At 73.1% G+C, this 14,137-nt stretch carries 15 protein-coding genes and 1 pseudogene; 12 read left to right on the top strand and 4 right to left on the bottom strand.

What is annotated here, in order from left to right:
- Positions 1-37 precede the first annotated feature (37 nt).
- Positions 38-1,321, bottom strand: a complete 1,284-nt coding sequence (locus tag V4Y04_RS07370; RefSeq protein ID WP_332426484.1) for an inorganic phosphate transporter — start codon at positions 1,319-1,321, stop codon at positions 38-40.
- A 208-nt stretch (positions 1,322-1,529) separates the two neighbouring features.
- Here V4Y04_RS07370 and V4Y04_RS07365 point away from each other — a divergent pair, with 208 nt between their 5' ends.
- The 3 genes from V4Y04_RS07365 (at position 1,530) to V4Y04_RS07355 (ending at position 5,454) form a co-directional block, all read left to right on the top strand.
- A complete protein-coding gene (locus V4Y04_RS07365; protein ID WP_332426483.1) occupies positions 1,530-2,279 on the top strand; it encodes a class II aldolase/adducin family protein in 750 nt (249 codons plus the stop codon).
- A gap of 338 nt (positions 2,280-2,617) precedes the next feature.
- Positions 2,618-3,757, top strand: coding sequence for an alpha/beta hydrolase family protein (locus tag V4Y04_RS07360; protein ID WP_332426481.1), 1,140 nt, complete (start codon positions 2,618-2,620; stop codon positions 3,755-3,757).
- A gap of 233 nt (positions 3,758-3,990) precedes the next feature.
- Positions 3,991-5,454, top strand: a complete 1,464-nt coding sequence (locus V4Y04_RS07355) for a hypothetical protein (protein WP_332426480.1) — start codon at positions 3,991-3,993, stop codon at positions 5,452-5,454.
- Positions 5,455-5,628: 174 nt separating this feature from the next.
- Here the strand turns inward: V4Y04_RS07355 and V4Y04_RS07350 are convergent, their stop codons facing one another.
- A complete protein-coding gene (locus tag V4Y04_RS07350; RefSeq protein WP_332426479.1) occupies positions 5,629-6,042 on the bottom strand; it encodes a VOC family protein in 414 nt (137 codons plus the stop codon).
- A gap of 253 nt (positions 6,043-6,295) precedes the next feature.
- On the opposite strand from V4Y04_RS07350, the gene V4Y04_RS07345 reads away from it, so the two are divergent.
- From V4Y04_RS07345 to V4Y04_RS07335, 3 genes are all read left to right on the top strand, one after another.
- Positions 6,296-7,894 (top strand): ABC-F family ATP-binding cassette domain-containing protein, encoded by a 1,599-nt coding sequence (locus tag V4Y04_RS07345; protein WP_332426478.1) that lies wholly within the window; start codon positions 6,296-6,298, stop codon positions 7,892-7,894.
- A gap of 383 nt (positions 7,895-8,277) precedes the next feature.
- Complete coding sequence (locus V4Y04_RS07340) at positions 8,278-8,499, top strand: helix-turn-helix domain-containing protein (protein WP_018567695.1); 222 nt, start codon at positions 8,278-8,280, stop codon at positions 8,497-8,499.
- A 147-nt stretch (positions 8,500-8,646) separates the two neighbouring features.
- Positions 8,647-9,450 carry an enoyl-CoA hydratase/isomerase family protein gene (locus V4Y04_RS07335; protein ID WP_332426476.1) on the top strand — a complete coding sequence of 268 codons (804 nt, stop codon included), beginning with the start codon at positions 8,647-8,649 and terminating at the stop codon, positions 9,448-9,450.
- Positions 9,451-9,476: 26 nt separating this feature from the next.
- Here V4Y04_RS07335 and V4Y04_RS07330 read toward each other — a convergent pair whose 3' ends face one another.
- Positions 9,477-10,286: a nucleopolyhedrovirus P10 family protein gene (locus V4Y04_RS07330; RefSeq protein ID WP_332426475.1), complete on the bottom strand. Its 810-nt coding sequence runs from the start codon at positions 10,284-10,286 to the stop codon at positions 9,477-9,479.
- A gap of 88 nt (positions 10,287-10,374) precedes the next feature.
- Between V4Y04_RS07330 and V4Y04_RS07325 the strand changes: the two genes are divergently transcribed.
- The 6 genes and pseudogenes from V4Y04_RS07325 to V4Y04_RS07300 form a co-directional block, all read left to right on the top strand.
- Complete coding sequence (locus tag V4Y04_RS07325; protein ID WP_332432743.1) at positions 10,375-10,869, top strand: Asp23/Gls24 family envelope stress response protein; 495 nt, start codon at positions 10,375-10,377, stop codon at positions 10,867-10,869.
- Positions 10,870-10,937: 68 nt separating this feature from the next.
- A complete protein-coding gene (locus V4Y04_RS07320; protein ID WP_332426473.1) occupies positions 10,938-11,123 on the top strand; it encodes a hypothetical protein in 186 nt (61 codons plus the stop codon).
- Between the two features lie 14 nt (positions 11,124-11,137).
- Positions 11,138-11,512: an Asp23/Gls24 family envelope stress response protein gene (locus V4Y04_RS07315; protein ID WP_332426471.1), complete on the top strand. Its 375-nt coding sequence runs from the start codon at positions 11,138-11,140 to the stop codon at positions 11,510-11,512.
- Positions 11,509-12,141, top strand: coding sequence for a DUF6286 domain-containing protein (locus V4Y04_RS07310; RefSeq protein WP_332426470.1), 633 nt, complete (start codon positions 11,509-11,511; stop codon positions 12,139-12,141). Before V4Y04_RS07315 ends, V4Y04_RS07310 begins: the two co-directional genes overlap by 4 nt.
- 5 nt (positions 12,142-12,146) lie before the next feature.
- Entirely contained in the window at positions 12,147-12,725 is a 579-nt protein-coding gene (amaP, locus tag V4Y04_RS07305; protein ID WP_332426469.1) for an alkaline shock response membrane anchor protein AmaP, read from the top strand.
- A 260-nt stretch (positions 12,726-12,985) separates the two neighbouring features.
- Positions 12,986-13,228, top strand: a pseudogene (locus V4Y04_RS07300) (UTRA domain-containing protein); the annotation flags it as partial.
- 153 nt (positions 13,229-13,381) lie between these two features.
- On the opposite strand, the gene V4Y04_RS07295 reads toward V4Y04_RS07300, so the two are convergent.
- A complete protein-coding gene (locus V4Y04_RS07295) occupies positions 13,382-14,137 on the bottom strand; it encodes an SDR family oxidoreductase (protein WP_332426468.1) in 756 nt (251 codons plus the stop codon).

The raw sequence follows: 14,137 nt of genomic DNA, 5'->3' as shown, positions 1-14,137 counted from the left end.
TCTTCCTGCATGTCTTCCTGCGTGTCTTCCCGCGGGGTCAGACCGCGGTCCTGGCCGGAGGGACCACCGGATCGACGGGAGCCGGGATGGTGGCCGAGAGGTCCTCGGCCACGGGGCCCGCCGGAGGGGTGGCCACGGCGGCCATGGCCACGGTCACGACGCCGCTCCGCTCCTTGTCGGTGCCTTCGGTGTCGATGGCGGTCTCGACGGCGGTGTCATCGGTGTCGTTGACGTTGGTGTGGTCGACGACCTCGCGCCGGGAGATCTTCCAGATCGCCGCACTGGAGGCGATCAGGAAGACCGCGACGAGGGCGGTGCCCCAGCTGCCGAAGCCGCAGACCCACTCGGCGATCGCCGCGACGATGGCCGCCGCCGGCAGCGTCAGCCCCCAGGCGACGAACATCCGGGTGGCCGTCGACCAGCGGACCACGCCGCCCTTGCGGCCCAGGCCCGCACCCATCACGGAACCGGAGACGGAGTGCGTGGTGGACAGGGAGAAACCGAGGTGGGAGGAGGCCAGGATGACCGTCGCGGCGCTGGTCTGGGCGACGAAGCCCTGCTGCGGCTGGAGGTCGGTCAGGCCCTTGCCCATGGTGCGGATGATGCGCCAGCCGCCGAGGTAGGTGCCGAGGGCGATGGCGATGCCCGCGGAGACGATGACCCACAGCGGCGGGTCGGAGTCCGGGGCGAGGGTGCCGCCGGCGACCAGGGCCAGGGTGATGATGCCCATCGTCTTCTGGGCGTCGTTGGTGCCGTGGGCCAGGGAGACCAGGCCGGCGGAGGCGATCTGTCCGGCGCGGTACCCCTTCTCGGAGGACTTGCTGTCGGCCGACTTGCGGTTCATGCGGTAGGTCAGCCGGGTCGCGAACATCGCGGCCAGGCCGGCGACCAGCGGCGCGGCGATCGCGGGGATCAGCACCTTGGTGACCAGGACGTCGCCGTGCACCGCGCCGAAGCCCGCCGAGGCGACGGTGGCGCCGATCAGGCCGCCCATCAGGGCGTGCGAGGAGCTGGACGGCAGACCGACCAGCCAGGTCAGGAGGTTCCAGAGGATCGCGCCGACCAGTGCGGCGAAGATGACCTCGGGACGGATGCCGGCCTCGTCGACGAGGCCCTTGGAGATCGTGTTGGCGACCTCCACGGAGAGGAAGGCGCCCACCAGGTTGAGGACGGCGGACATCGCCACCGCAACCTTGGGCTTGAGGGCACCGGTCGAAATGGTCGTCGCCATCGCGTTCGCGGTGTCGTGGAAACCGTTCGTGAAATCAAACGCAAGTGCGGTTACCACCACAATCGCGAGGATCAGCGAGAAGCTTTCCATTTACCCAGGCAATCGTTCGAAGTCATTGGCGCGTTGAACGTAGGTAACGTGGGTGAACGGAAGGTGAACTGGAATGGGCGTCGGGGTGACCGTAGGGGAAGGTGACTGCCTCCTGGCGGGCCGAGGGCGGTCGCGGGCGGGTGTGAGCGGGTGCGGGAGCCGACGGAACGCCGTTGAAGAGATTTCGGTCACCCGGCAGGATCGCGGCATGACGGAGCGACAGAGGGACCGGCGGAGCGCGGAGGGCGGAGCGCGCGCCGGGGACCGCCCGCAGCGAGTGAGGGAACGGCAGAAGCGGCAGGACAGGGCCGTGAGCGACGAGGAGACGCGTGCCTGGGCCGCCCTCGTCGGGGCGGCCCGCCGGACCGTCTCGGACGGGCTCGTCGTCGGGACCTCCGGCAACGTCTCGGTGCGGGTCGGGGAGACCGTGCTGGTCACACCGTCGGGAGTGCCCTACGACCGGCTGACGCCGGACGACGTCACCGGCGTCGACCTCACCGGCCGACAGGTCCTCGGCACCCTGGCCCCGACCAGCGAGCTGCCCATGCATCTCGCGGTGTACCGCACGACCGGCGCCCGCGCGGTGGTGCACACGCACGCCGTACACGCGACGGCCGTCTCCACGCTCGTCGACGAACTCCCGCTGATCCACTACATGGCCGCCGCGCTCGGCGGACCCGTCAGGGTGGCTCCCTACGCGACGTACGGCACTCAAAAGTTGGCCGAGAACATGCTGCGCGCCCTCGAGGACCGCACCGGCTGCCTCCTCCAGAACCACGGCACCGTCACCCACGGCACGACCCTCGACCAGGCCTACGACCGCACCGCCCAACTGGAGTGGATGTGCAGGCTCTGGCTGACCGCCTCGTCCGTCCCCGGCCGCTCCCCGAACCTCCTGTCGGCCGGCCACCTGGCGGAGGTCACCGACCGCCTGCGGAGCTACGGACAGCGCGGCTGACCTGCCCGGCCGGCGGGCGGGGCGGAGCCCACAGCCCTGAACCGACGGAGGTCATGGACCGTCCACGGGTCCCGGCCGAGCGACGCGGCGGGCCTGCCCGGCGCCGGAGGCGGGGGAGGGGCGGTGACTCTTCCGGAGCGGCCGGGCGACGCGGGGCGACGCCCTGGCGTGGCGCCCTTCGGCCGACCGATACCGCGTAACCCGGCACCCCGGTGTTCCGGTGCCCCGGTGTTCCGGTGCCTCGGTGGCCCGCGCCCGGGTGTCCCGGTGTCCGGTGGTTCGGGCCCCTGACCGTCGCTGGGGTGGCCGGTCGGCCGGTCGGCCGGGACACTGGACAGGTGCGTACTGCCAGAGCGACGGCCGCTGCCGTCACCGCCGTGATAGGGGCCTCCGTCGCCGCGGTGGCGGCCGGCCGGGTCGCCAGCGACGCCGCCCTCAAGGCGCCGCCGGGCAGGCCCCTGCCCACCGAGCCCCGGCTCACCGTGCACGGCACCGCCGCCGGTCAGATCACCCTCACCCGGCACCTCGCCACGCTGCGGCCCGGTCGCTACGGCCTCGCCGGTGACGGCACCCACGCGGTCGTCGGACCCGTCCTGGACGGCGTCCCGGACTCCGCCGACACCGTCGTGCGCCGCCTGGAACGGGTCGTACGGGGCACCCTGGATCCCGGCGACCGGGTCTGGCTCACCCCGAACCTCTACGTCGGCGACCCGGGGACCGCTCTGGGCCTGGACCACACCGACGTCGACATCCCCGGCGAACTCGGTCCTCTCCCCGCCTGGTTCGTGCCGGACGTCCGGGACACGTGGGTGCTCGCGGTGCACGGCCTCGGCACCACCCGGGAACAGGCCATGAACCTCATGGAATTCCTGCACCGTCACCACTTCCCGGTGCTCGCCCTCACCTACCGGGGCGACCGGGGCGCACCGCGCTCGCCCGACGGCCTCAACCACCTGGGCGAGACCGAGTGGCGCGACCTCGACGCGGCGATCCGGTACGCGGTGGACGCCGGTGCCCGGCAGGTCGTCCTGCTCGGCTGGTCCACCGGCGCGACCATGGCGCTGCGCGCCGCCGCCCGTTCCAAACTGCGCGACCACGTCGCCGGGCTGGTGCTCGACTCGCCGGTGCTCAACTGGGAGTCGACGCTGCGCGCCCTCGCCGCGGCCCGCCGGACCCCCGGAGTGCTGCTGCCGCTGGCCGTCCGCGCCGCCCAGGGCCGCATCGGCCGCCACGGAGACCACCGCGGAGGCCATCACCTCGGTACCCCGGGGCCGGAGCGTGTCGGCGTCCCCGCCCTGATCATCCACGGTTCCGGCGACACCGTGGCCCCCTGGCGGCTCTCCCGTCGCCTGGCCGTCGCCCAGCCCAACACGGTCATCCTGCACACGGTCGCGGACGCGCCGCACGGCGCCATGTGGAACGCCGACCCGCACACCTACGAAGAGGTGCTGCGCCGATTCCTCACCCCTTTCATGTGACCGGCGTGCCCGTCCCGCCCGTCCGGCGCGCCGGACGGTCCTGCGGGACCGCGGGCCGTCGCCGGGGATTCCGCTCCACGGCGTGTTCACCGCGTGTCCCCGGCGTGCCCCCGCCTGTCCCCGGCCCGTTTCCTTCCTCCGACTGCTCCCGCGCCCCTGTGCGATGACCGTCCCCCTCGCCGCCTGTGGCATTCCGTTTGGGTTTTCGGACCGTCAACCGCGAGACTGCACCCGTGACGTCCCGTATCCCGCGCGACTCCAGGCTTCGACTTGTCCGCCCGCGACCCCTGGCCGCCGCCCCCAGGGCGATGAACCAGCAGCGCTCGCGCCGCCCTGCACCACGCCCTCCGGAAGGCACACCGGCACCCGCGGAGCTGGCCCGAATGGCGCGCTCCGGTCTGGCCGGCGCGGCCCGCGTCGCCCGCTGGGCCGACGCCGCGCTGGGCCCCGGCCGGGGCAGCGCCACCGCCGCCGGCCGGGCCATCCTCTCCGACGCGACCGTCGAATGGGCGGCCGACGACCTGGGGCTGACTCCGGCCCAGGTCCGCGCCGACTGGGACACGGCCCGGCTCGCCGGCCTGGTCGAGGTACACGGCGACACCGCCCGTCCCGGCTGGCGGCTGCGCGCCTGGGACCGTGACGACAGTGCCGTCCTGCGTGGCTGGGTCGCCCTGTTCGACGCCTGGTCGCTCGCCCACCCGGAACCCGAGGACCACGGGCCCGCCGCCGTGGGCGAGGTCGTCTCGGCCATGCCGCAGGTCCTCTCCTTCCTCCAGCTCTCGGCCGGCCCGGTCCCCGTCCCGCAGCTCCTCGACCTTCTGCAGCAGCGGGTCACCGAACTGCGTACGGAGCGCTGTGAGGTCGACTACGGGCCCCGCTCCTCCGACACCGCGCACCCCGAGCGCTCGCCCGAGCCCGAGCCAGAGTCCGGACCGGCCGTGCCCGCCCCCGCCCTCACCGGGCCGGGTGCCGGCGATGTCCCGCTCGCCCCGCTCCTCGACTGGGCCCTGCGCGCCCTCGCCGCCGTGGGCGCCCTCACCTACGGCGAGGGGCAGGCCACCCTCACCCCGCTCGGGAGCTGGGCGGTCTGGGTCAAGCTGGAGCAGATCTGCGTCGCCGCTCAGAGCCCCGCCGGGAACATCGAGCAGGGCGCCGAGGACATGCTCCGCGGCTGCGCCCAGCTGCGCCCCAACGCGGCCCGCGCCGAGTACCGCGCCTGGCTCGCCGCCCGCCCGGTGGGCAGCGCCGTCACCGAACTGCTCGACGCCGCCCGAGGGGAGGACGCCCTGCTGCGTGGCCTCGCCTTCGAGGCGCTGCGGGTCGTCGGCGCCCCCGCCGAGCCCGAGGTCCGTGCCGTGCACGACGAGCCGACGCTGCGGCCCTACGCCCTGCTGTGGCTGGCCGAGCACGAGGGCGCCGACCCCGAGGACGCCCACGAGGTCCTCACCCGGGCGGAGGCCACCTGGCTGTGGGTGGACACCGCCGCCGCGGTCGCCGACCACGGGGAGGCTCCGCTGCTGGTGCGGCACCTGGAGTCCGCGGTCCAGCCCACCGTTCCCGCGCTGCTGAACGAGGTGCGCGCCGTCGGACACCCGCGGACCGTCCAGGTCCTGGTCGCCCTGGCTGCCGCGCATCCCGACCCGGCCTTGGCCAAAGCCGTCCGCCGGGCCGCCTTCCAGGTGCACACCGGAGGCTGACACCGGCGCCTCGCACGGGCCGGCCGCGCCCCGCAGGGCCGGCCGCGCACCGGCGGACCGGCCCGAGCCGAACGCCCCCGCAGGACCGCCCGCGCGATCCTGCGGGCCGTCGGCCCCGCCGCTTCCGGCCCCTCGGCGCGGCCCCTTCCGGACGCAGCCCTCCCCGCTCCCCGCTCAGGCCCCGGTCTCGGGCGCGTACGTGCCGAAGCTCCAGACGTTGCCCTCGATGTCGCGGGCCATGTAGTCCCGCGAGCCGTAGTCCTGGTCCGTCGGAGGCAGCAAAATCTCCGCACCCTGCTCCACGGCCCGCCGGTGATGCGCGTCGACGTCGTCCACGGCGATGTAGACACCGACCGGGCCCGAGCCCTCCATCGCCTTGTCGAACGCGCTGCCGGTGCCCTTGGAGCCCAGCATCACCGCGCCGTTGCCCTGCACCAGCTCGGCGTGGGCCACCCCGCCGCCCCCGTCCTCGTACACCGACAGCTCGGTGAACCCGAAGGCCTCGGTGAGCTGCCGGATCGCCGCCTTCGCGTCCGCGTACAGCAGGGTCGGAAAGATGCTCGGACGCCCGCCGCCCGTGCCTGCCATGGTCATCACTCCTCGTGTCCCACAACCGGACAATCGCCGGAAGATCGCCAGAAATTCGACCTGCCGCTCAGTCTGGCACCCACCACCGACAACGCCGCCCGGTCCGACCGGGAGCCCGGCCCCGCACACCCGCGCGCCGGGAAAGAGGTTGCGCGGCCCCGTTAGAATGGCTTCCATGGCCATTCTCCTCGCGCATTAGACGGCGGGAACGCCCTCAGCCACCCACCGCCACCCCACGCCCTGGAGCCTGTCCGTGATCTCCGCCTCCGGCATCGAGCTGCGCGCCGGTGCCCGTGTTCTCCTCGAGAGCGCCACCTTCCGTATTGCCAAGGGCGACCGCATCGGCCTGGTCGGCCGCAACGGTGCCGGCAAGACCACCCTCACCAAGGTCCTCGCCGGCCTGGGCGTCCCCGACGCCGGCGCCGTCACCCGCTCCGGCGAGGTCGGCTACCTCCCCCAGGACCCCCGCACCGGCGACCTCGACGTGCTCGCCCGCGACCGCGTCCTGTCCGCCCGCGGCCTGGACACCCTGATCCGCAAGATGCGCGAGAACGAGCAGCGCATCGCGAACGGCCAGGGCTCCACCCGCGAGAAGGCGCTGCGGCAGTACGAGCGCCAGGAGACCGAGTTCCTCACCAAGGGCGGGTACGCGGCCGAGGCCGAGGCCGCCACCATCGCCGCCGCGCTGAACCTGCCCGACCGGGTGCTCGGCCAGCCGCTGCACACGCTCTCCGGTGGTCAGCGCCGCCGTATCGAGCTGGCCCGCATCCTGTTCTCCGACGCGGACACCCTCCTGCTCGACGAGCCGACCAACCACCTCGACGCCGACTCGATCGTCTGGCTGCGCGACTACCTCAAGACCTACCGCGGCGGCTTCATCGTGATCTCCCACGACGTCGACCTGGTCGAGACGGTCGTCAACAAGGTGTTCTACCTGGACGCCAACCGCTCCACGATCGACATCTACAACATGGGCTGGAAGCTCTACCAGCAGCAGCGCGAGGCCGACGAGAAGCGCCGCAAGCGCGAGCGGCAGAACGCCGAGAAGAAGGCCGCCACCCTCAACGCCCAGGCCGACAAGATGCGGGCCAAGGCCACCAAGACCGTCGCCGCGCAGAACATGGCCCGCCGCGCGGAGCGCCTGCTGTCCGGCCTCGAAGGCGTCCGCCAGGCCGACAAGGTCGCCAAGCTGCGCTTCCCCGACCCGTCCCCCTGCGGAAAGACCCCGCTGACCGCCGAGGGCCTGTCGAAGTCGTACGGCTCGCTCGAGATCTTCACCGACGTCGACCTGGCCATCGACAAGGGCTCCCGCGTCGTCATCCTCGGTCTCAACGGCGCGGGCAAGACCACCCTGCTGCGCCTCCTGGGCGGAGTGGAACAGCCCGACACCGGCATGGTCGTACCCGGCCACGGGCTCAAGATCGGGTACTACGCCCAGGAGCACGAGACCCTCGACCGGGACCGCACGGTCCTGGAGAACATGCGCTCCGCCGCGCCCGACATGGACCTCGTCGAGGTCCGCAAGGTGCTCGGTTCGTTCCTGTTCTCCGGCGACGACGTCGACAAGCCCGCCGGTGTTCTCTCCGGTGGGGAGAAGACCCGCCTCGCGCTCGCGACCCTCGTGGTCTCCTCGGCGAACGTGCTCCTCCTCGACGAGCCCACCAACAACCTCGACCCGGCCAGCCGCGAGGAGATCCTCGGCGCGCTGCGCACCTACAAGGGCGCCGTGGTTCTGGTCACGCACGACGAGGGCGCCGTCGAGGCGCTCCAGCCGGAGCGGATCATCCTGCTGCCGGACGGCATCGAGGACCTGTGGGGCGCCGACTACGCGGACCTCGTCGCCCTCGCCTGAGCGACTCCGGGCCGGGCACCGGGCCGATCGGCCGCGGACCACGGCCGGTCACCGGCGTGATCCACCGCGTATGGATCATTCGGCCCATCGGTGATCCATCATTCGTGTGAGATCTCCTCGTACCCAGGTGTGTCCTGCACCGATTTCGCGGCCGAGCCCCCAGTTGTCCGGGGCTCGGCCGCCACACCTTTCTGACCTGCGACTTCGCGGCGGAACGCGCCCAGTGATGCGCCCGACACCCCGTGGAATCTCCTGTTCCGTATGTGGGGATGCACTCCTGTCGTCACAACCTTGTCGCACGGACCTTGCCGAATGGGTGGCCATCGGGCCCAAGAGGGGTGATCATGAGGGGACCAGAGCGCACTTCCCATGAGGAGGCACGGGTGGCCGAGACTCTGAAGAAGGGCAGCCGGGTAACCGGCGCCGCGCGCGACAAGCTCGCGGCAGACCTGAAGAAAAAGTACGATGCCGGTGCGAGCATCCGGGCATTGGCCGAGGAGACCGGCCGCTCGTATGGCTTTGTGCACCGCATGCTCAGCGAATCGGGCGTCACGCTCCGAGGGCGTGGCGGGGCGACCCGGGGCAAGAAGGCCGCTTCGGCCTGACCCCTGGGCGCGCACGATCCGAGGTGGCCACCCGGTCGGCCGACAGGCCGGGCGGGTGGTTACTGTGCAGTCACTCAGCTGTGCCGCAGGGCGGGCCCGGTCCCGCCGTACGGTACGGAGGACGACCGCACCCATCGGAGGCGCCCCATGGCTTCGCCCGCCCAGGACTTCGGTCCCGTACTCGACAAGGACGGCGTACGGCTCACCGTCGACGACGCGATCGCCACGGTGACGCTGACCAACCCGGCCAAGCGCAACGCGCAGAGCCCCGCTCTGTGGCGCGCGTTGACCGAGGCGGGCCGGCTGCTGCCGGGTTCCGTGCGGGTCGTGGTGCTCCGCGGAGAGGGCAAGTCCTTCTCCGCCGGCCTCGACCGGCAGATGCTCACCCCCGAGGGAATCGAGGGCGATCCGTCGTTCGTCGAGATGGCACGCGGCAGCGAGGCCGGCCTCGACGCGACCATCGCCACCTACCAGGAGGCGTTCACCTGGTGGCGGCGCAGCGACATCGTGTCCATCGCGGCCGTGCAGGGGCATGCCATCGGAGCCGGTTTCCAGCTGGCTCTCGCCTGCGACCTGCGGGTCGTCGCCGACGATGTCCAGTTCGCCATGCGCGAGACCGGCCTGGGACTCGTCCCGGACCTGACCGGCACGCATCCGCTGGTCGGGCTCGTCGGGTACGCCCGCGCGCTGGAGATCTGCGCGACCGGGCGGTTCGTCACGGCCGGGGAGGCCGTGAACACCGGACTCGCCAACATCGCCGTACCCGGTGACGAACTGGACGGAGCGGTGCGGGACCTCGCCGCGGCGCTGCTCGCCGCACCCCGGGACGCCGTGATCGAGACGAAGGCACTGCTGAGCGGGGCCATGGAGCGTACGTACGAGGAGCAGCGGGTCGCCGAGCGCGCGGCCCAGGGCCGCCGGCTGCGGGACCTGGCCGGCCTCGGCGAATGAACGGGCCCGGGACGCGCTGAGGAGCGTCAGTCGACCGCTGTGACCAAGACCGCCACCGTCGGACGGTCCGGCAGGGCGGCCGACACCGCCGAACGGACCGACCGGGCCACGTCCAGGGCCCGGTGCTCCGCCCCGACGGCGAGATCCACGCGCGCGTGACGGCCGCTCAGGGCGACACCGTCGGACGCCTGTGGTGACGGCGCGAGGTGCACCGCCCGGCCGAGCGCGCCCGTCAGCCGGGACACCCCCGGTACGGCGAGCGCCGCGGCGGCGACCCGGTCCTCGTCGGACCCACCGGAGTCCGGGACATCGGCCGGAGTAACGGCCGGACCCTCGAACGGAGCAACGGCCCGGTCCTCGAACGGAGTATCGGCCGGTCCGTTCGCTGTGTCTCCCGTCCCGCTCCCAGTCGCCGGGCCCGCCGCCGTCCCGGCCTCCGCGTCCAGCAGCTCCGTCACCCTCAGGTCCACCTCTGTCACCACCAGCCCGATCCGCTCCGCCGCGGCCCGCGACAACACCGCCCGCAGCCGGTCCGCCGTCACCGGCAGAGGCTCCGCCGCCGGGGCCGCGAACCGGGCCGTCACCCGCAGCGAGCCCGGTGGCAGGGCGCTGGGCGGAGCGGGCACCACCGGCTCCACGGCGTCCTCCGGAGCGGCGAGCTCGATCCGCAGACCGTCCAGGCGCAGCCCCGGCTCGGCCCGCGCCACCGCGCGTCGCAGCACCGCCCCCGCGGCCCGCTCGAAGATCCACGCGCCGTCGCGCGGTCCGCCCAGAGGCAGAAGCCTGCCCAGTCCCAACTGCTGCCGCACTGTCCGAGTCCACCGGTCCGCCGTCATTCCTCCAGCCTGCCGTATCCCTGGCGCGCAACCACGCATCGGCGCATACGGTGGTCCTGTGGACGACGATCAGAAGGGACGTACGGCGATGAGCGACGTCACGGACGGCGGCTCGACGCGGGCCGCCGACCTCGAGAAGACCGGGCCGGACACCTTCGCGCGCAGAGGGCCGGGCGCCCGGCGCGGCGGAGGCGACCCCGCCACGCGTGGCCGCACCACGATCGCCGACGGCGTCGTGGAGAAGATCGCGGGCATGGCGGCGCGGGACGTGCTCGGCGTGTACGCCATGGGCAGCGGCCTGTCCCGGACCTTCGGGGCCGTGCGCGACCGGGTGCCGGGTGGGTCGAAATCGGTGGCCCGAGGTGTGAAGGCCGAGGTCGGCGAGGTGCAGACCGCGCTCGACCTGGAGATCGTCGTCGACTACGGCGTGTCCATCGGCGACGTCGCCAGGGCCGTACGGGAGAACGTCGTCGCGGCGGTCGAGCGGATGACCAGCCTCGAGGTGGTCGAGGTCAACATCGCGGTGAGCGACGTGAAGCTGCCGGACGAGGAGGACGAGGAGCCGGAGAGCCGTCTCCAGTGAGAAACCGGGCGGTGAACGGGCCCGTGACCGCGATGACGGCGAACCGCTGAGCAACTGAGGAGCGCACCATGAGCATGGCCGTGGTCGGCATGATCGCCGGCATGGCGCTGGGCTTCGCCGGATACTTCGGCGGATTCGGGGCCTTCCTGCTGGTGGCGGCCCTGGGGGCCGTCGGTTTCGTCGTCGGGCGATTCCTCGAGGGAGACCTGGAGTTCGGCGACTTCTTCCGTCCCCGTAGCGATCGGCGGCGGTGACACCGGTGGGACCGGTGAACACGGCGGAGGGCGAGGCCGACGGCGCCCCGGGCCTCGTGCCGCCGCGTGAGCGCGGCACGACCAGGATCACCGACCGGGTGGTCGCGAAGATCGCCTCCCAGGCGGCCCGCGAGGCGGTCGGACCGCTGCCCCGGGACGCCGAGCCGCCGTACGCCACGGTCGTCGTCCACCACGACGACACCGCGCGGGTCCGTGTCCATGTCGAACTCGGCTACCCCGGCGACATCGGCGGCCGGTGCGGACAGGTACGCCGCCAGGTGACCGAACGGGTGTCCGGGCTGACGGGCATGCAGGTACCGGAGGTCGCCGTCCAGGTGGAACGGCTGCACCCGGCGGCGCCCGACGAGATCCACGGGAGGACCCGATGAGCGAAACCGGGCCCGGCGAGGTCACCACGGGCACCGTCCTGGAGAAGACACCGCCGCCCGCGCCGGACGACGACACCGTGGGCAGCGGTGTCCGGCGTTTCTGGTCGGCGCGCAGGATTTCCGCCGGCCTGCTCGCGCTGCTGCTTCTGGCAGTGGCGGCGATGTTCCTGTACGACATCGTCGCGGTGCGCGCCGGCCGGCCCGCGATGAGCTGGCGCCGGGAACTGGCCGACCAGCTGGCCGGGCGGCCCCTGGACGACATCTGGGTGCTGCTGGGCGCCGGCGTTGCCACCGTCCTCGGTCTCTGGCTGCTCCTGCTGGCCCTCACCCCCGGGCTGCGGCACCTGCTCCCGATGCGCCGCACCCACCCCGACGTACGCGCCGATCTCGACCGCGACGCGGCGGCGATGGTACTGCGGGACCGGGCCATGGAGACCGCCGGGGTGCGGTCGGTACGCGTACGGGTGACCCGCAGGCGGGCCGACGTCCGCGCGGTGTCGCATTTTCGTGAACTGGACGACGTACGGGCCGACCTGCGCGCGGTGCTCGCCGACGCGGTCGGGCGCATGGCGTTGTCCCGGCCGCCGGCACTGGCGGTACGGGTGCGGCGCCCCGGCCGGAAGGGGTGAGCACGATGGTCAGGGTCGTCAACCGTGTCCTGCTCGGAATCGTGGGGCTGCTGCTGGTGGCCCTCGGCGGGTCCGTCCTGGCCGTCGGGCTGGGGGCGCCCGCGCCCTCCTGGTGGCTGCACGACGGACGGCACGACGTCCTGCTGGACGAGGCCGAGCGGACCCGCTGGCGGGACGAGGGCTGGTGGTGGCCGGTCGTGATCGCCACGCTCGCCGTCCTCGTCCTGCTCCTCCTGTGGTGGCTGATCGCGGTACTGCGCCGGCGACGGCTCGCCGAGGTGTTCGTCGACACCGGCGACGGTGACGACGCGGTGCTGCGCGGCCGGGCGCTGGAGACCGCCCTCGCCCAGGAGGCGGGCCGGCCGGACGGCGTCGAAAAGGCCCACGTACGGCTGACCGGCCGCCGCGGCATCCCGCGGACCCGCGTCCACCTCCTCCTGGAACCCCACGCCGACCCCGGCACCGCGCTGGACACCCTCACCACCGGAGCCCTGGCCCACGCCCGCGAATCGGCGGGCCTCACCACGCTCCCGGCCGAGGTCCGCCTCAGCGCGGTCAAACACCGAGCGGAACGGGTCAGCTGAGCGCCCCGGCGCATCCACCGGTTCCCCGCGAAGACGCGCGGGCGCTCCGAACCAGCGCGGGCAAGGCGGCCGAAGCGGCCGAGACAGCCCGGCCCGGCGCCACCCAGCTCGACATCGGTGTGCAGGTCGGCTGGCTCAGGAGCGGCAAGTACGACGAGTTCCGCGAGGACATCGCGGGTGTGGTCCGTGCTTTCGGAGGCCCTGTCAAGGTCATGCTGCTGCTCAGCGCGCAGGAGAAGGCCGCCGTCGAACTGGCCATGTCCTCGAGTCTCTTCGGCGAGCTGGAGGGCACGTTCGGTCTCCGGATCGCCACCGCCCGCCGCACGTTCAGCGCCGAGGCGGCCACCGAGGAGACCGCCGCCGCCCTGGCCGTGGAACAGGGCAGCCCGGTGCAGTACCTCCAGCAGGTCACCTATCTGGACGACGGGCGGCCGGTGGAGTACTCCGACGTGTGGATCCACAGCGGCCGACTGCGCGTGACCTCGCTCCTGATGCGCCGCTGACGACCGGACCGTGACGACCGGACCGTGACGACCGGACCGTGACGACCGGACCGTGACGACCGGACCGTGACGACCGGACCGTGACGACCGGACCGTGACGACCGGACCGTGACGACCGGACCGTTCCGCGCGGCCCCGCCTCCGGAACGGTCCTCAGAACCCGTGCCGTACCCCGCCGTCCACCGGGACCATGACGCCCGTGACATAGGAGGCGGCCGGGGAGAGGAGGAAGGCCGCGGCGCGGCCGAACTCCGCAGGGGTGCCGTAGCGGCGCAGCGGGATGCGGGACTGGGCCGCCTGGCGGGTGGCCTCCGGGTCGGCGGAGAGGGAGTCGAGCTCACGGACGCGGTCCGTGTCGATGCGTCCCGGGAGCACCCCCACGACACGGATGCCGCGCGGGCCCAGCTCGTCGGCGAGGGACTTGGCGAAGCCGGCCAGCCCAGGGCGCAGCCCGTTGGAGATGGTCAGGCCGGGCAGCGGCTCGTACACCGAGCCGGACAGCACGAAGCCGATGACACCGCCCTCGCCCAGCTCCGCCGCGGCGGCCCGGGCCAGCCGCACCGCGCCCAGGAACACCGACTCGAACGCCGACTGCCACTGCTCGTCGGTGGTGTCGGCCACGAACCCGGGCGGGGGACCGCCCACGCTGACGAGGATGCCGTCGAAACGGTGGAACCGCTCACGCGCGGTCGCGATCAGCCGCGCCGCCGCCCCGGGGTCGGCGTTGTCGACCGCCACGCCGACCGCGTCCGGCCCCAGATCGGCGGCTGCCTCGGCGACGCTCTCGTGCTCCCGTCCCGTGACGACCACCTTCGCGCCGTCCGCGACCAGCTCGCGCGCGGTGGCGTTGCCCAGCCCGCGGGTCGCCCCGGTGACGACGTACACCCGGTCCTTCAGTCCAAGATCCAT

Source organism: Streptomyces sp. P9-A2, from assembly GCF_036634175.1.
GTDB classification, from domain to species: Bacteria; Actinomycetota; Actinomycetes; order Streptomycetales; family Streptomycetaceae; genus Streptomyces; species Streptomyces pratens.
Note: the sequence above shows the minus strand (reverse complement) of the source record. Positions and strands in the feature narration are given on the sequence as shown.